Here is an 18,842-nt window from a genome sequence, read left to right as displayed (position 1 = left end):
AAATCCCCTTTTTCCTTCACATATTTTCATTATTTCCGTAATCAAAACGACTTTTTTGCATCATTTTTAATTCTTGCGTACAATAGAAAATGAAAGGTGTGAAAAATATGGTAAATAAAAATGTGGAAGATTATCTCCAAGAAGGCATTTACGGCCAAAAGCAAAACAAACCAGAAGAACGTAATATGTATTTAACTACATTACGTGAGCGTGTGGAAATCGCTTTAACGATCGGTCAAGTAATGCAAAGTAATGTATACTCTGAAGTGGCGGGTAGCATGCGCCCTTCTCAATCATTACAACTCCTCCTAAATGGTGGCATTGCTTACCCACATTTATCAAAATACATTAAATTAGCAAACGAAAAAAATGTTCCTTTTACAATTGTTCAAAATAAAGATACAAAAACACCCATCGGTTTAGTATTAACTCATGCTACTGCTGTAGATAAAGAACAAATTTATGTAGAAGATACTATTTTCAAACAAGAAATGAAGTAAAAGTTACACTTAATTAAATAGTTACTAGCAGCGTAAAAAACGAGTATGGAATCGTAAACATTTCCTACTCGTTTTTTAGTGCAAGTTTTAAGTTTTTCTATTTTATTTTTTAATACATACTAATTTCATTTCTGTCATTTCTTCTATTGCATATTTAATTCCTTCACGCCCCGTACCACTTTCTTTCACACCACCATAAGGCATATGATCTACTCTGAACGTTGGGATATCATTAATCATGACACCACCAACCTCTAGCTCATCAATTGCACGCATTGCTTTAACTAAATTATTTGTAAATACACCTGCCTGTAAGCCGTAACGCGAATTATTTACTTGTTCAATCGCTTCATCAAATTCTTTAAATGTATTTACTGTCATGAGTGGGCCGAATACTTCTTGGCACTGCACAGATACATGATCTGGAACATTTGTTAATACAGTCGGTTCAAAAATTCTTGCATCCCGCTTCTTACCACCGCATAAAACAGTTGCTCCTTCCTTAATTGCTTCTTGAACCCACATATCAATTCGCTCTACATCTTTTTTTGAAATTAAAGCTGATACATCGGTTTCCTCAAGCAATGGATCACCAACAACAACTGATTCCATCGCTTTCTTCAGCTTCGAAAGAAATTCATGCATTTTCGTTTTATGTACAAAAACACGTTGTACGGAAATACAAACTTGTCCATTATTAACAAATGCTCCCCATTTTACACGTTCAATTATTTCATCTGTTAACTCTACATCTTCATCAATGATAACAGCAGCATTTGATCCTAGTTCCAACGTAACTCGTTTTAGCCCAGCCTTTTGTTTTATTCCAATTCCAACTTTTGGACTTCCGGTAAAAGTAATAGAAGCAACGTAATCATTTTTGACGATGGCCTCACCAACCGTGGAGCCAGGGCCAGAAATGATATTTAAAGCTCCATTTGGCAATCCTGCCTCTTCAAATAACTCAACTAATGCATAAGATGATAATGGCGTTTGATCAGCTGGCTTTAATACAACTGTATTTCCGGCAGCAATTGCTGGTCCAACTTTATGCGCTACTAAATTTAATGGGAAATTAAATGGTGTAATAGCCCCTATAACCCCAATCGGCTTTCGGATTGTATATGCAATACGCCCATCTGCACCAGGTGCGGCGTCTAATGGCAATGTCTCACCATATATACGCTTCGCTTCTTCAGCTGCAAATTTGTATGTTTGAACAGTACGATCTACTTCTCCCCTTGCAGCACGTATTGGTTTTGCAGCTTCTTTTGCAATAATCTCTGCAAATTCTTCTCTTCTTTCATCCATTTTTTGCGCAACTTTCTCTAAAATAGTCGCACGATCATATGCAGATAATGTATTCATTTTTGTCATTGCATTTTTTGCAGCGGTAACAGCCTCTTTTACATCTTCTTCCGTGCCTTGTGCAATTTCAGCTAATGTTTCTTCAGAATATGGTGCATATAATGGTTTATACGTGTTTACAGATTTCCAATCTCCATTTATATATAAATGCTTTTTCATACTTCTTCTCCTTCCAAATATATGTATACAACAATACTTCACCTAGTGAAAGGTTTGACTTATGTCATTGTATCATAGCCCTTATCCCTCAAAAAACATTATGCTCAAAAAAACTCTGCTATATAGCAGAGTTTACGAGCTAATTTGCTCTTGTAACGAAATTTGTTTTTCATCTTCTAAAATAACAATCGATTCTACTATCTTTGTAACTTCTAATCTTTTTATATAATGTCCATCTAATTCTTTCACACAAAACTTATAATTTTCAATTTCAATGGAATCCTCTTCAGCAATCTCTATATTCTTCGTTAAAATCCAACCACCGATTGTATCAACACCATCATCATCAATCCCTAAACCAAATAACATATTCACTTCACTAACAAGTACTTTTCCCTCTAGTATCGTCTTCGTTTCACTAACCTTTTGAATTTCTGGCTGCTCATCCGTATCAAACTCATCCTGAATATCTCCAACAATTTCTTCCAGAATATCTTCAACAGTAACAAGTCCAGATGTTCCACCATATTCATCTATCAATATAGCAATATGTGTTCTTTCTTTTTGCATTTTTAAAAACAAATCATGAATTGGAATAGAATCGTTAACTAAAATAATTGGTCTCATATATTGCTCTACTGTCTTCTTATTAACAGCTTTATGTTGTACAAATTCAGTAAAAATATCTTTAAAATTCACAAAACCTATTACGTGGTCTTTGTCGCCATCAACAACTGGATACCTTGTATATTTTTCACGAGACATTTTTTGCAAAGCTTCTTCAGCAGGCATCTCTTTACTTATAATATTCATTTCAGTTCGAGGTACCATTATTTCTTTTGCAATGCGATCATCAAATTCAAAAATTTTATTCACATATTTATATTCAGATTGATTAATCTCACCATTTTTATAACTTTCTGAAACTAACAACCGTAATTCTTCTTCTGAATGAACCTCATCATGTCCCTTCGGCGGTTTCAGCCCTAGCAGCTTCGTAATGATTCGAGCTGAACCATTTAATAGCCAAATGAATGGGAATGCAATACGATAAAAGAAAATTAACGGCTTAGAAACAAGTAAACTCACTTGTTCAGATTTTTGAATTGCAAATGTTTTTGGGGCCAATTCACCTATTACAACATGTAAAAAAGTAATTAACAAAAACACTAAAATTACAGCAAAAATGTCTGCTAGTTGAGTAGAGATATTCCAATTTGCAAAAAGCGTATCAAACATTTGCTTTAACGCAGGTTTACCAAACCACCCAATTCCTAAAGCTGTAACAGTAATTCCCAGCTGACAAGCAGATAAATATTCGTCTAAGTTTGTAATGACTGTTTTGACCGATGTTGCACGATTATTTCCTTCTGCAATTAAATAGTCAATTCGTGAACTTCTCACTTTAACAATTGCAAATTCTGCTGCAACGAAAAATGCCGTTAAAGCAATTAAAACAATCACTATACTTATACTATATATGTCCAAATACTTTTCCTTACTTACTTTGTAAGCAAGGAAGCCACCTCCTACTTAATTTTATTCAAGTGAAGTAAGCATTCTAATACTCTAACAAAATTCTACATTAGCAACCACCTTTTTATATATTATATGCATACATAAAAAAGATATTTATCATTATGATAATCTAATTCATTTACACTCGTCAAATTATTCTAAATGTTACGATAAAACATTTTTATTTAAACGAACTATTCTTCTCAACTCAATTTCGTGAAAAAACACTTTCTTTGCCGATTCCACACTTCTTTTGTCGCACTAGAAGGGAACTTACTTCATAGCTCGAAATCATTCAACAGGATATATATAGGAGGGATTATTTTGGAATATAAAACACCATTTATCGCAAAGAAATTAGGTGTTAGCCCAAAGGCTGTTGTCCGGATCGCACAACAATTAAATCTTACGATAGAGAAAAACAAATATGGCCACTTTATTTTCACACAAGAGGATGTCGATCAAATGTTAGAACACCATCGATTTCAAATAGAGCAATCTCAAAATTCTCAATCTACTCAAAAGGCTTCCTCAAATGAAGTTGAGGAATTAAAAACTCAAGTTAATACAATTGTTCAAAACATATTACCCAATGATTTTGAGCAATTAGCTGATCAATTAAACACTATTACGAGAAGACTTGATCGAATGGAAGAACAAATGCAAGATAAGGCAAATGATGTCGTCACGTACCAACTTTTACAACACCGTCGTGAAATGGAGGAAATGTTAGAGCGAATTCAAAAATTAGAAGCTGCCCTAACGAAAGAAGAACCCATTTATATTACTCCTGATTCAAAACCAACATATGAACGAGAAAAGAAACCGAAGCGCCGCAAAATGATTTTTAGTATATTTGGATTATAATTTTTAGACCCTTATTAAAATAATAAGGGTCTTTTTTAATGAAGAGTTATATCCTATACAAATATTATTCTCTTTATTATACATATTCACTTCGCTTTATTTCGTTAACATAATATTTTTACTGTATTCTGCAATTAATGCCTGTGCATGAGCATTCCCTTGAATCACATCACGAAATTCTTTTAAAGAATACAAATGCGTAACCCCTTTTCGAGCATGAATTCTTACTGGTACACCTTGTAAAGTATCATGAAACTGAAATGGATTATCTATTGGCTCAATTGGAAAACCAAGTGTAAGTAAATACATATACATTCTTTTTGTTACTGCTGCAATGTACCATTCAGCTTTTGTTTCTAACGCATGTATAAATAAAATAGCTGTTAGCCTTTTGAAATGTCCTCTCCCACGAGACGTTTTCGAAATACTTAACTTGCCTATTTCATATACATTCTTCAAATCTTTCACTAAATCATTTTTAGAAAACGGATAGAAAAACTCAGAATTTGATTGTTCAGGTACCGTATACTTAATACATTCCACTGTACCAATAGGATGTTCATCTTCTATTAATAAAAATCGTGATGGATTTAAATTACGTTCTACGAACATTAAGTTTCTTTCCTCACAAAAATCTCCCCATAGTTGCTCGAACCCAAAATGTTCTTCCTTTGTTTGAACACGCTGGAACATATTTAACCGCCTTTCCCATCGCCGCTCTGTTTTTGATAACGCTTTCACTATCTATCATATAAGAACAAATCTTCGTATGCAACTAAAAATATTTATGACTTATTATATTCTGCAAAATGAATTAGATTCCAATTTAATCGACTTTTATCCCGCGCTCACATTCCTTTTAATAATACATTTGTAGCACTTTTCAAATCTAAATTACATTATGTTTCTTTCCATACAGCATATAATTCTTCTTAATCTAAAGAAATCCTTTATGAAAAAGGATTTCTTTTACTTCTTAATGCTTTTTAACCATTTTTCAAAAATTTGTACCATCCCATGTTTTCCAGCTAATTTCTCTTCCCCTTGTTTCGTCTTATATGGATATAACTGCAAGAAAACACCGCATCCAGACTCAATTTTTTTACTGTGCATATGGCTTCCTGGATATACACAAATGACTTCATAAATTGACCTTCGATAATAGACTCGCTTTCCATCCTGTTCTTCTACATACTTTATAGACCAGTACTTATACATTTGCTCAGTTGCTTTCGTATTTCCGACGTGCTGAAAAATATTGTACATTGGACTATACTTCACTTCAATAATAATAGAAGATTTATATACGTATTTCCCATCTTCTTTTACATAACAGTCTAAGCGAATATCTGGCTTCTTCGTATCCTCACCATTGTAAAAATTACTACCTTTACTTAATGCAATAAGAGGATGTGTTTCAATTAAGTCATTAAATGCAACATGCACCTTTATATCATCTCGTTCTAAAACTACTGTCGTTCCATCTTGTAATCCATCTACATAAAAATGTTCTTGTATTTGTTCACGGATAGGGTTTCTAGCTTCAAAACCAATTTGCTCTAAAATTGAAATAACGATAAAAAAAGCGTAATATTCATACACTAAAAACGTTGGCTTATAAACAAATAATAACGATGGAGATTGATCCGTATATTGCGGGAGTACTTCTAAATGATGTAGTAATTGTTGATGTGGTATCGGTAAATCATGTAAGTTCATGTTACTTGTTTCAGTAACTTCCCTCCAAAACGAAGAATGCATTAACATTTGAAAGTATTGTACATTTTCACGCACAATATGCGCCAATATTTTATATTCTTGTATTTTCATTGAGCTCTTTCGTAAATCAGCTTCTTTTAGTAAATGTATATTTTTATATTTTTGCTTCTCTCTATCAGTTACCGATCCATTACGCTCAATTGTTTGTATAATCGTTTTTACGGCTTGAAACTCTTCTGATTTTTTCTTTTTTTCTCTTTCTAAGATTTCAATTGTTTGACGTAAAAAACTTTTTGCTTCAATTAAATAATGATAAAATTGCATCGCTTTATATTTAAGAAATGCATTTTCCTTACTATTTTTTTGTTCCATAAACTTACGATTATAATGTTTGGCATAAGGTTTTCGTTCTGCCACTATAGTTCCTTTTCTTGTTGGCCTTCGCTCTTTTCCTTCCCATTTATATTCATTTATAAATTTTGAGCTTGATTCTATTTTCTTAAAGATTTGCTTTATCATTTTCATTTTTTGGGGTAACTTTCTAAGTAACACTAAATAAGAAGAATCCTCAATATCGCTAAGTGCAGAGAAGGTCTTTTTATAGTAACCTCTATCCAAAATCAACTCATTTAAAATTGACTTCACATAGTCTTGAATCATTTCAAATTGATCATCAAAAAAGTTTTTCGGTACGATTTGAAATGCGCCATAATACGTTGTATCTTCTATACGCACTTCAAAATGGTATAAACCACAGCGCCATGGATAAAAGAATTCTGTTTTCCCATGTTCATATATTAATACTCTTTGTTTTTTTTCATTTATTTCATATTGAGCCTCTTTTATATTTTTCTGTCCCTCATATACTTTATTCCATATAAAAGTAATATTCATTGGAATTTCATAATTGTACTGCAATCTTATTGGTTTTAATTCTTGTACTTTATAAATACATTGAACTAATGCTGTAGTAGATGTACAAAGACGATTTAATAAAATATAATCTCCTTTCCCCTCATTTCCAATGATTAACTTTAATACAAAAGGGAGCGTTTCATTCGTATCAACGATTTTTGTTTCGTAACGCCCTTCATTTTGCATATCCATACAGCTCCAGTTCTCTACGTTTTTCTCGTATATATGCTAAAGAGTGTTCAAATGTAGATACTCTGTTTGCAAGTGCAGATTGCAAAAGAGGTACTAAGGTCGCCCCCCTTTTTGCTTCTTCAGAAAGTAAAGGCCCAACCATCATTTCGGTCCCTCTGATTTTCGTCAATACACGCTGCTTTATTTGTAAATCAAACCCCTCTTCTCTACTGATCATATAGGTATGATTATTTTGGAAAGGTATGTTTTGCAAATAAGTCGCAATTGCATTTGCACATCGGAAAGAAATTCCCTTAGACGCGTCATGTGATGACAATACGACATGCAACTTATCTAATAGCTCTAATTCTTCTTCAGAAAACACTTCAATCATCGCTTTATTTCTCATCCAATTTATCCGAAATTCTCCCGCTGTTACTTTCAAAGGTGGATGTAATACGACTTTCCCCTGTTCCATGTCCATCTCACAAAACGGAATTTTCTGTAACGTTATTAGGTTCGTTCGATCTAATAATCGATCAGAGAGCTCTTTTGTTGTTTCATCAAAATTCACAGTACCTACAAATATAATATTTTCTCCAATTTCAATTGTTGATGGAATTGAATTCTCTATGTCCTGTACACCCTCATACAAGTTTAAAATACGATTTTTTGTTTCAAGTTCAAGAACAGATAGAAACGGAGTAAACCAATGCTCAATATGAGACATGTTCATTTCATCAAAAACGATTATATACAGTTGATTTGGATTTTCTTTCGCCTTCATTAACGTCCTAACTAACTTCGTTTCACTTTCAATAAAAGTACCATTTGGATGAAGGTAACCAAGTAAATCATGTGGTTCTTGATACGATGGCGAAATCGGAATCCAAACCAACTCTTCCCCATACTGTAACCCTAATGCTTCTGCATAAGTTTGCACAAACCGTGATTTCCCAACGCCCGGTATACCACCAAGAATCGTTAACATATTTGTTTTTACACTTATATGGAAATTATAAATATCCGTTTCATCCAAATATAACCCTTTATTATGCACCATACTTTGTACATACTGTAAAAAAGACGATTCACGCTCATCCCATTCCCATTCATCTTTTTGTACTTTTATATCCTCTACTTCAACTAGCTTACCTTCTTCATGCATTCGTTTTTTTAATTGCTCATACACATAATCACTTACAAAATATAATTGATCTTCTACCGCTATTTCTACATACTTCGTCCAGTCACTGCAGTTTATATATTTACATTCACGTTTCTGTTCAAAATAGGCAATTGAGCTAATTGATGACTTTAGGGATATGTTTCCGTAAAGTCTTCCATCGTGCCACAATAATTCGGGAGGCTCAAAGTCTTTCGGAAATTTTGGCATAAGAAATGATAAATAACCGTTGCTAAGTTTTCGTTCTAAAGATTCTCTTTTTTTATTATTTGTAACTTTAGGTGCCGGAATCATTTTATAGCTGCTTGCTATTTCTTTCGGTTCTTCTGTACATATTAACTCCACGTATACATTTCCTCTTTCATAATAAAGACGAAACATTACTAGTTGCTTTTCTAATTTCCTCTTCTTTAATTCCGAAAAGATTTTTTCATTCTTTTTATTGCTACATAACCCTTCAAATACATATGGTTCATTTGTAAATTGTTCCTGTAAAGTGAATGGTATTGGCGATAAGCATTGTACAAAGAAATTCTCTCCACTCTTCTCTTTCTCAGCTTTTGTAAATTTCCCTAAAAATCTCATATAGTACATTCGTTTTATAAAACTTGGCTGAAGAGCTTTATGTAATTTCACCTTAGTCACCTTCTTTTTTCATACTATTCTTAGTGTATGAAAGAAACGAAAAACTAGAAATAAAAAACCTGACGTTATCCGCCAGGTTCAAAATAAAAACTTATATTAATGAGAAGGAAATGCTTTTTTCTCTTGTAAAATTGCATTATGAGCAATTTTCATTTTCGCAAGTACGTAACGTAATCGATCTTCAGCGTTTTCATCTTTACTTATTTGTAATTCCGCCAAATTTTCAACAGAACTTGCTAAATTTTCAATGACTCCTCTCAGTTCAGGATGATGATTAAAAAAAGATTCTTGCACTAATACTTTCCTTAACTCACTAGCTAAATCAATTATTCTAGACAACTGTTCTTTTTTTTCCATTCTCATCCCTCCTGAATATCTTATGTAGTAAATATTCTCTAAACAAAGAAAAAAGCCCTTTAAATGAAAAGGACTTTTTACATTTTTATATTTCCAGTTAATAACATATATATGGATGTGATAGCCGCAACAATAATTGCCCACATCACATATTTCTCTGCACCTACAAAGCAACGGTTCCCTTGTTCTTTTCTTGCAAACGTGTAAACAATAATTCCAATTCCATACACAATTGAAACGAGTAGTAAATTCTTTAAACCAGCTGCATAAAGAAGCCATACAGAGTAAATAGAAGCAATTAAAGCCAACGCTCCGTTTTTTAATTTTGCGTCTTTTAGCTCGTTTGTAATGACTAATTTAAATTGGAATAACGCTGATAATAAATATGGTAATAAAATTGATGTTGATGCAATGAAATACATAATTTGATATGTCGATTCCGAAAACAAAACGATGATAAATATAATTTGGGCAACACCATTTGAAATCCATAATGCCATGTGCGGTGTTTGCTTTTTATTTGTTTTCGTAAAGACTTTCGGAAATACGCCATCTTTTCCTGCTACATGAGAAATTTCAGAAACAAGTAAAAACCAGCCAATTAATGTACCGACAAGTGAAGCAACTAATCCGATGTTAATCGCAACTGCACCCCATGGGCCAACAACGTGCTCTAATACATGTCCCATTGACGGAGTTTCTAACACAGAAAGTTCGCCTCTTGTCATAGCTCCCATTGACAGGACAGAAATTAAAATATAAATGGACATTACTAAAATAAGTCCCAATACTGTTGCCTTACCAACATCTCGACTATTCTTCGCTCTTCCAGATAATACAACCGCTCCTTCAACTCCAATGAAAACCCAAAGTGTTACAAGCATTGTATTTTTCACTTGACCAAGTATAGCGGAAAGTGAGATCGTTCCTTCTCCCCAAAAATCATGTGTAAATGTGTCCCAGCGAAAGGCTGTTACCATTACAACAATAAATAAAACGATTGGAACTAACTTCCCTATTGTTGCGATAACATTCATAATAGAAGCTTCACGGATCCCAAATAAAATTAGAAAATGAAGTGTCCATAATAAAAGTGATGCCCCAACGATAGACGCAACATTATTTCCTCCTTTGAAAATTGGAAAGAAATAACCTAATGTACTAAACAGTAACATAATTGTTGCGACATTACCTAAGATTCCTGCTAGCCAATATCCCCAAGCACTATTAAATCCAATATATTCACCAAAACCAGCACGTGCATAACTATAAATTCCACCTTCAAGTTCCGGTTTTTGTCTTGCTAACGTTTGATATACGAGCGCAAGGGGAATCATTCCCATCGCTGTAATACACCAGCCAATTATTATTGCACCACTGTTTGCTCCTACTGCTAAATCATGCGGTAAACTAAAAACACCGCCACCAACCATTGTTCCAACTACTAATGCGATTAATGGAAAAAATCCTAACTTCTTTTCTATTTGTACCACCCCATCTGTCATTCTAGGTGTTATGTTCGTTCAACTATTAAAGTCACCTTTTTCTCTAATAGACGTTTCTCTTATATTTTTTCAGGAAAACATTACTTATTCTAAAAGAAAATGAGCAAAAATGGAATACTTTTTTGAAAAAATGTATAAGTATGCACAAAAAAACCGCTCATTTTGTAATGAACGGTCATTTCAAACATATAAATTTGTATATTTCTTGTAAATTTAACGAAGTAAATTCTCTTTTTGTAAAAATTGTTTTGCGACTTCTTCACTACTTTTACCATTTACGTTAACTTCATAATTCATTTTTCGCATTTCTTCATCTGTAATCTTTCCAGATAATTTATTTAATACCTTTTCAAGTTCAGGATATTTCTGTAACGTTTCTTTTCTTAATAATGGTGCTCCTTGATAAGGTGGGAATAACCCTTTATCATCTTTTAGCACTTTCAGTCCGTATTGCTCCAATTCACTATCTGTTGAATATGCATCAATTACGTTAACATCTCCAGATTCAATTGCGCTATAACGCAGCTTCGGCTCCATCGTTTTAACATTTGAGAACTTATAGTTATATAATTTTTGCATTCCTTTATAACCATCTTCACGATCAGCAAATTCCAATGTAAATCCTACTTTGGCTTCCTGCGCAACATTCCCTAAATCAGAAATTGTATTTATATTCTTTTGATCTGCTATTTTTTTCGGCATGGCTAGTGCATATGTATTGTTATACTCCATTGGCTTCAACATAATCATATTATATTTCTTTTCCATTCCAACGCGAGCCTGCTCATATACTTCATCACGATTTGTACTCTTTGGTTCTTCTTTCACGAAAGTAGATAAAGCTGTTCCTGAAAATTCTGGGTATATATCTACTTCCCCTGATTTCAACGCTTCAAATACAAATGCTGTTTTCCCAAGACCTGGTTTTAATTGTACGTGTAAATCTGTATCTTGTTCAATAAGCTGCTTATACATTTGAATTAAAATTTCAGGTTCTGATCCAAGTTTGCCCGCAATAACAATATCTTTCTTTTCTGTACTCCAAAGAAATGGAGAAGCAATCATTATACAAACAATACATATCGTCAATATAACACGCTTAGAAGAGCGTTTCGGTCGTTCAAGTATGCGAAGTACTATATCAAAGAATAAAGCGAGTAACGCGGCTGGTACGGCCCCTAAAATGATAAGTGCATGATCATTTCGATCTATACCTAATAATATAAGCTTACCGAGCCCACCAGCACCAATGAGAGCTGCTAATGTAGCCGTTCCAACAATTAATACCATCGCTGTACGAATACCGGCCATAATAATAGGCAATGCAAGAGGAAGTTCTACCTTCCACAACCTTCTCCAACTATTCATCCCCATAGCTTTCGCGGCTTCTATTAGAGATTCATCTAATTCCCTTATTCCTGTATATGTATTTCGTAAAATAGGTAATAGTGCATACACAACTAATGCGATAATCGCTGGAAGTTTTCCGATTCCTACTAACGGAATTAAGAGTCCAAGCAATGCAAGTGATGGCACTGTCTGCATTACTGCAGAAGTTCCTATTATAAATTCAGCCATTCGTTCTTTTCTTGTTAATAAGATGCCAAGTGGCACTGCTATAATTACTGCAAAAAATAATGAAATAAGCGATATTTGTAAATGCTCACTTAATGCAGTTAGTAATTCTATTTTTCGTTCTTGGAACGTTTGTATAAAATTAGTCACTGTTTAGCCTCTTTCCTTCATTTGTTCAACAATGTAATTGACAATATGACGACTTGTTAACGCTCCAATATATTGACCGTTTTTTTCAACTGGAACGACCTCTTCATCACGCACACGAACTAGTGCTTCTTGTAAGGAAGAATGTAATGATAGCGCCTGCCCTTCTAATTGCACACTTTGATCAAGTGGTAATACATCTGCTACACTTTTCCCCTCATACCAAGTTCGCCCATGATTTCCAATGAACTCCTCTACAAATTCATTTTTCGGATTATGTATAATTCCTTCTGGTGTATCTAGTTGAACAACTTTTCCTTCTTTCATAATACAAATGCGATCTCCAAGTGATAATGCTTCTTGCATATCATGTGTTACGAACACGATTGTTTTTTGAATCTTTTTTTGCAACTGTACAATATCCTTCTGAAGCTGTTCCCTACTTAATGGATCTAACGCACTAAATGGTTCATCCATAAGAACGATTTTCGGGTTTGCGGCTAATGCTCGCACGACACCGATACGTTGTTTTTGTCCTCCTGACAATTCATCAGGCATACGATCTCGATATATATCCGGCTCTAATCCAACCATATGTAACAAGTCATCGACGCGTGCTTTAATTTCTTTTTTGCTCCATTGCCTCATTTCAGGAACAACTGCAATATTTTCAGCGATTGTCATATGAGGAAACAAAGCAATCTGTTGCAACACGTATCCTATATCCCAACGTAATTCGTTTATATTATATTGTTGAATATCTTTTCCATCGATTAAAATCGATCCTTCAGTCGTTTCGATTAAACGATTAATCATCTTCATTGTCGTGGTTTTCCCGCAACCACTCGGACCGATAAGAACAAAAAATTCTCCCTTTTTAATTTCTAAATGCAATGAATCCACTGCTTTCGTGCCATCTTCATACGATTTTGACACATGATTAAATTGAATCACAAATACAACTCCTTTACTGTTGTTTCCTTTATTTTGATGGAATATGGCATTCATTTCAAATGATACGCTTTTAAATTAAAAAAGAGCTCACATTTGAGCTCTAACGGTCGAACAATATTGTTTTCATAATAGCAGCATATTCGCGAACATACATTTTTCTCTTAGAACGAATTGGTGTTTCAGCAGCTAGTGCCTCCATCTTCATGCCTAAACGCTTTGCAATTATTTTCGTTCGATATAAATGATACGTATTACTTACAACTACCGCATGTTTCACATTATATAAATCCATACTAAACTTTAAGTTTTCATACGTATTTGTAGATTGATCTTCTATTAAAATACGACTCTCATCTATACCGCGCGCCATTAAATAGTTTCTCATGCTGTGAGCTTCCGGTATATCTTCATCTTCTCCTTGACCACCTGAAACAATTACTTTCGCTTCAGGATGGGAAAATAAATACTCCAACGCTACATCCAAACGATTTTGAAGAGATAAAGACGGTCTATCTCCAAATAACTTTGCACCCAGTATAAGAACGTACGGAGAGTGATAGCTCAACTTTTCACGAGCAACTTTGTTCATTCTAAACGTCATATAAATGATGTATAGTGGCGGTAATAATAAAATGATAAGAAAGATCCATTTGTTCATAAATAAGTTTGCACTCCCTTTCTTTTTATTATACAGAAAAAGAAAGGGCGGCAGAAGTGTTTTTTTAAACGATTGATTTATTAGAAACATTCGCCGCTACTTTACGTTGTGATAGTACATAATAAATAGCGATTCCTAATGAGAAGATCAATATGCAGCTTAATACGTAAAACGGAAGCATTACTCCGGCTTTAGATACACCCGCTGTAAACAGCATTAATAATACAATTCGTATTCCAGTACCAATTAGGCGAAATAAGCTGTCTACACGTCCCATTACTTCGTTTGGAATTTCCTCCATCATCAATACATTTCTCGCCACTCTTGTACCCGCATTTCCAACTGCTTGAAAAATTGCAAGTCCATATAAGAAAATTACGGAAGGTTCAATAATCATTACGGTAATTGAAATTACATAAATGAACATCGTCATAACGATTGAAACTTCTGTTTTTACATATTTCATTATGAGTGGAATACAGATTCCTGCAACAACCGCTCCGACACCGTACATCATCCCCTCTATTGCGTATACAGAGGCATTGGCTTTAAGTATATCCGAAATATAAACTGGTATTAAATAATTTGCCATCATAACACCTATAAACGGCATATAAGTGGCCAGTAAGAACCAAAAGAGCTTAGGACGTTTTTTCATAAAGTGAATTCCTTCAAACAATTGCTTCTTAAATGTTATTTTTCTTTTCACTTCTTTTTTCTTTACGTACGGTATACATAAGAAAAGAAAAAATGCTCCAGCAAAAGTTAACATGTCTACTAACAAAATCCACTTCAAAGATACAATTTCAATTAAGAAGCTCGCGGCCGCTCCAGAAATAACTTGTGTTAACTGTCCTTGTATTTCCATCGTTCCACTTAAACTTTTATAATGTTCTGCTTGAAATATCTCTTGGTTGAACGCAAATATTGTAGGATAAAATAATAAATAGTAGAATGATCCGGCTATATAAATAAGAATATAGTGAATAGAATGATAAGGTTGCCCAGCAAATCCCCATATAACCATTATTCCGATTACGGCTATTCCGATTCCTTCGTTACATAGCAATAAAGATTTTCTTGAAAAACGATCAATACTTTGCCCAATGAATGGTGTTAATAAAAACATAATGAGGGTTGCAATGATAGAAACATAACCAAATGTTGTCTCTCCTCCACTCTCTTTAATTAACAGCCAAGGAATCGTTATCATAACAATTCCGGAACCAATAGCAGATAGACTATTGGCTCCTAGAATGTAATACAAGCGAGAATCATGATAAAGTGAGGACATATCATTCCACTCCTAGTTGTTTTTTCACCTCTTTATATACGCTCATATATGCTTTCAATTCTTTAACTACATCATGAATTAACGGTTTTGCATCTTCCCCAAGTTCACCATCTTGCACATGTAATCCATCAAGCACAACTTGTTTTGGAATTGCATTTGCATAAACACCTCTAGCGACCGTTCGCATGCTGTTTAATGCATTTATTCCACCTTTACCGCCACCAGCAACCGCTAACAATGCAACTGGTTTATGAATAAATTCACTACTACTTAAGTAATCTAAAGAGTTTTTCAGCGCACCGCTCATCGCATTATGATATTCTGGTGTACATAATACAACCCCATCCGCAGCTTTCACTAACGTTTTTAATTTTTTTACTGCCTCTAAATCACGTTGCGACTCTTCTCCATTGTATAAAGGTAACTCCTCAATTGCTAAATCATATAATTCCCCTTCAAATTGATCCGCAATATATTTTGCCACCACGCGAGTTCTACCAAATTTTCTTGGTGTACCGTTAATAACGACTAGTTTCATGATTATTTCTCCCCTTTGTTTTCAAGTTCTACTTATATATTATCAGAAATTTCTATACAAAACACAATATAAAGAGTTAACTTGTTTCATAAAATAGTATGATAAACAAAAAAGAACTCATACTTTCGTATGAGTTTCGTACAATTACTTTGATTCATCTCTCATGCTCAATGTACCTAAACTTTCATTTGCTTCAAAATGATTATATGCTTTTTCCGCTAATCTTTTCCGTTCTTCTGGTAATTCTATATATTTCATTACGTTTTCAATTATTTTTTCGTACGGAGTAAATACAATTCCTGGCCACTCTACCTCATCTTCTGGATTACTATTTTCGGAAATAATAAATTTCTTATTCGCAACTGCATAAGACACGCGAGGTGTTTCAAGAATTCCTGATAAGTAAAAATGAATATTTAATATAATTTTAGCTCTAGCAATCAATTCATTTCTAACAATTCCCCACGCATTATTTTTAAAAACTATATTTAAATTCGGGGCAATCGCTTTTAGATGATCAAAAATAGCTTGTCGCCTCGGATTAAGAGCACCTATAAACAGAATATCAATATCTTCAATAATCTCATCTTCAAACGCATCTTTTTTTATTTCCAAAGTTGGAGCATAGTTCATTTCTACATGTTTTATTTCTTTTCCTACCCCTTTTTGTTGAAGCCATTCTATATTTTGTTTACTATAATCCCAAATCACTCTATCTTTTAATAATATTAAATAAAGGGGATGCGCATATGGACTTCCTTCGTATAGCTGTTCTAAATTATAAATAATTGCATCTTTCGGAAGAAGATTCGGGTTATATGCGTATGTATGTGCTCCAAAAACAACTGTATTCTTTGCATTTTCCAGTATTGTTTCTGATATAATTACTGTATTACCCTCCTGCTCCAACCGCCACTTTAAAGCTCGCGCAACATCTATGAAACTACCGTATGTCTTTGGGCATATAAAAAGACAATAATCATATTCTTTATTCAAATAAACTTCCATTAATCTTAAATTATTTTTATATAAATCTACATCTGGATGTTTAAGTACCAACTCATTTGCATGTTTTCTTGCTACTTTATATAATCCAGCATAATAAGCAGCGATGCATCTTCTTAATTCGATTCTTTCCCGGTCCTCATCTAATACATCCATGTTTAAAAGAAGATTTGCGATACAATACGCTTTTAAATGATCACGATCATAATAGTAGTCTAGTAGTGGCATCAATTCTTCATACGTATTTCCATGCACCGATTCTCCTAGTTCAATCGCCCATCGCATTAATTCCATGATTACTCCACTACTCCTTTAATCGAAAATGTATTTAATAAAATTTCGCATTATTCTCTACTATATTTGCTATATGAAATGGAATCTTTTCCTTTATCGATTCCAAATACTTTTGCGATACCGCCCCTAAATGTTTTTTATGAGGTATATAGAAAGCACTAATAGAAATTTCATAGTCAAATAAGTAATCATACACATGATAATCTACAAATAGTAGATCATCCTTTGGAAAAGGAATTTCCTTCCCTTGCAGAGCATACATCAAAGCAATATTGTTTTGAGATCGTAATCGATACAACCTTGCAAGTTGGTATAATGGTTCAGCCCGGGTTGGTCTATATTCCCACGCTTTTTGAAAATAAAAAACAGCTAATGCTAAATATTGCTCTTCTTGCCCTTTAACAGTTTCTTTTTCATCAGCATCTGTCACTTCATTTTGTTTATTTGCTGAACGATTTGCTAACTGCTCATAACAAAATCCTATTCGCAATAACGAATAGAATACCTCTTCAACCCATCCTCCTGCTTCCACTCGTTTTTTATACCATTTAATTGAATTCTCAAATTGACTTAAATGAAAATAAGTCTGAGCTAAATAAAATAAATATCTTATATGCAAATCTGGCGTTGTTTCTGGGTCGTTTATTCCTTGTAACAACAACCTCTCATCTCTTTCAAATTTATCAGCTTTGCTCCCGCCATCTCCGGGATCATTCACGACAAGAGTCTCTAACCGAGCTACCCTCGTATTGTAATTCGCTCCAACTTTTGAACGATCTATATCCCAATACTCATGAGTAACACCGACAGATTTCCATGGTAAAGAAGCTTTTAAAAGACGCGTAAGCCAATATTTAATATGAACATCATATTGTAATGTAAGATAATGATCTTCCGTTAAGCTCGTTTTATCGAAATTCGGATCAACCTCTAAAATCATATCCGCATCTAATATTAATAAATAATCTGCTTCTGGGTATGTTTTTTGCGCTAACGAAACAGCTAAGCTTCTGTTATAACCAAAGTTTTTAAACGGCTCATGATGAACCGTCCCAGGTATCTCATTTTCCTTACACCAATTTTCAATAATTTCAGGCGTATTATCCGTCGATCCAGTATCACAAATAGAAACAAAGTCTACAATTGATTTTGTTGCATTTAAACATCTTTCCATAATTCTAGACTCATTTTTGACGATCATACAAAGACATAACTTTTTTTCTTCCTTTACAGACTTCACTTGCTCATTTCCCATTTAACCACCTCATATTTTATTAACACGCTCTTCTCATATGTAACAACATTTCTTAGCTATACTGATGACATAAGCACCCTTTTACTATTTATGAAAACTTCATTTTATTTATTCTTACTTTTATGTTGGGACATATTTCATGCAGCGCTTTATATTTGATACAATCAATACAAAAAACATAATGCGGGAATCCGTACATTGCAAAGTCTAAG

The 18,842-nt window shown here is 33.7% G+C and carries 16 protein-coding genes; 2 read left to right on the top strand and 14 right to left on the bottom strand.

Features of this window, described 5'->3' with window-relative positions:
• Positions 1-107 precede the first annotated feature (107 nt).
• On the top strand, positions 108-500 hold the full coding sequence (locus NST27_RS10955) for a YueI family protein (RefSeq protein WP_000247557.1): 393 nt from the start codon (positions 108-110) through the stop codon (positions 498-500).
• A 102-nt stretch (positions 501-602) separates the two neighbouring features.
• On the opposite strand, the gene NST27_RS10950 is transcribed toward NST27_RS10955, so the two are convergent.
• On the bottom strand, positions 603-2,027 hold the full coding sequence (locus tag NST27_RS10950) for an aldehyde dehydrogenase family protein (RefSeq protein ID WP_000716461.1): 1,425 nt from the start codon (positions 2,025-2,027) through the stop codon (positions 603-605).
• Between the two features lie 132 nt (positions 2,028-2,159).
• Complete coding sequence (locus NST27_RS10945; RefSeq protein WP_047386083.1) at positions 2,160-3,515, bottom strand: hemolysin family protein; 1,356 nt, start codon at positions 3,513-3,515, stop codon at positions 2,160-2,162.
• Between the two features lie 354 nt (positions 3,516-3,869).
• On the opposite strand from NST27_RS10945, the gene racA reads away from it, so the two are divergent.
• On the top strand, positions 3,870-4,412 hold the full coding sequence (racA, locus tag NST27_RS10940) for a chromosome-anchoring protein RacA (protein WP_000456021.1): 543 nt from the start codon (positions 3,870-3,872) through the stop codon (positions 4,410-4,412).
• A 96-nt stretch (positions 4,413-4,508) separates the two neighbouring features.
• Here racA and NST27_RS10935 read toward each other — a convergent pair whose 3' ends face one another.
• From NST27_RS10935 to NST27_RS10880, 12 genes are all read right to left on the bottom strand, one after another.
• Positions 4,509-5,105, bottom strand: coding sequence for a hypothetical protein (locus NST27_RS10935; protein ID WP_000487795.1), 597 nt, complete (start codon positions 5,103-5,105; stop codon positions 4,509-4,511).
• Positions 5,106-5,381: 276 nt separating this feature from the next.
• Positions 5,382-7,232, bottom strand: coding sequence for a hypothetical protein (locus tag NST27_RS10930; RefSeq protein WP_047386082.1), 1,851 nt, complete (start codon positions 7,230-7,232; stop codon positions 5,382-5,384).
• A complete protein-coding gene (locus NST27_RS10925; RefSeq protein ID WP_000766197.1) occupies positions 7,222-9,039 on the bottom strand; it encodes an AAA family ATPase in 1,818 nt (605 codons plus the stop codon). Before NST27_RS10925 ends, NST27_RS10930 begins: the two co-directional genes overlap by 11 nt.
• 105 nt (positions 9,040-9,144) lie before the next feature.
• Positions 9,145-9,405: a hypothetical protein gene (locus NST27_RS10920; protein WP_000412089.1), complete on the bottom strand. Its 261-nt coding sequence runs from the start codon at positions 9,403-9,405 to the stop codon at positions 9,145-9,147.
• A gap of 77 nt (positions 9,406-9,482) precedes the next feature.
• A complete protein-coding gene (locus NST27_RS10915; protein ID WP_000129444.1) occupies positions 9,483-10,910 on the bottom strand; it encodes a basic amino acid/polyamine antiporter in 1,428 nt (475 codons plus the stop codon).
• A 213-nt stretch (positions 10,911-11,123) separates the two neighbouring features.
• Entirely contained in the window at positions 11,124-12,635 is a 1,512-nt protein-coding gene (locus tag NST27_RS10910) for an ABC transporter permease/substrate-binding protein (protein WP_000181015.1), read from the bottom strand.
• A 3-nt stretch (positions 12,636-12,638) separates the two neighbouring features.
• Entirely contained in the window at positions 12,639-13,586 is a 948-nt protein-coding gene (locus tag NST27_RS10905) for an ABC transporter ATP-binding protein (RefSeq protein ID WP_000614080.1), read from the bottom strand.
• A gap of 100 nt (positions 13,587-13,686) precedes the next feature.
• Entirely contained in the window at positions 13,687-14,244 is a 558-nt protein-coding gene (locus NST27_RS10900) for a YdcF family protein (protein WP_001987388.1), read from the bottom strand.
• Between the two features lie 64 nt (positions 14,245-14,308).
• Complete coding sequence (locus tag NST27_RS10895; protein WP_000097163.1) at positions 14,309-15,538, bottom strand: MFS transporter; 1,230 nt, start codon at positions 15,536-15,538, stop codon at positions 14,309-14,311.
• A 1-nt stretch (position 15,539) separates the two neighbouring features.
• Positions 15,540-16,076 (bottom strand): NADPH-dependent FMN reductase, encoded by a 537-nt coding sequence (locus NST27_RS10890; protein ID WP_000780355.1) that lies wholly within the window; start codon positions 16,074-16,076, stop codon positions 15,540-15,542.
• Between the two features lie 144 nt (positions 16,077-16,220).
• Positions 16,221-17,375 (bottom strand): hypothetical protein, encoded by a 1,155-nt coding sequence (locus NST27_RS10885; protein WP_000422324.1) that lies wholly within the window; start codon positions 17,373-17,375, stop codon positions 16,221-16,223.
• Positions 17,376-17,409: 34 nt separating this feature from the next.
• Positions 17,410-18,630, bottom strand: coding sequence for a glycosyltransferase (locus tag NST27_RS10880; protein WP_000526219.1), 1,221 nt, complete (start codon positions 18,628-18,630; stop codon positions 17,410-17,412).
• Positions 18,631-18,842: the final 212 nt, after the last annotated feature.

The sequence above is a fragment of the Bacillus sp. FSL W8-0770 genome (assembly GCF_038008705.1).
In the GTDB taxonomy this organism is placed as follows: domain Bacteria; phylum Bacillota; class Bacilli; order Bacillales; family Bacillaceae_G; genus Bacillus_A; species Bacillus_A cereus.
The sequence above is the reverse complement of the archived record's forward strand: the minus strand, read 5'-3'. Positions and strand labels throughout refer to the sequence as shown.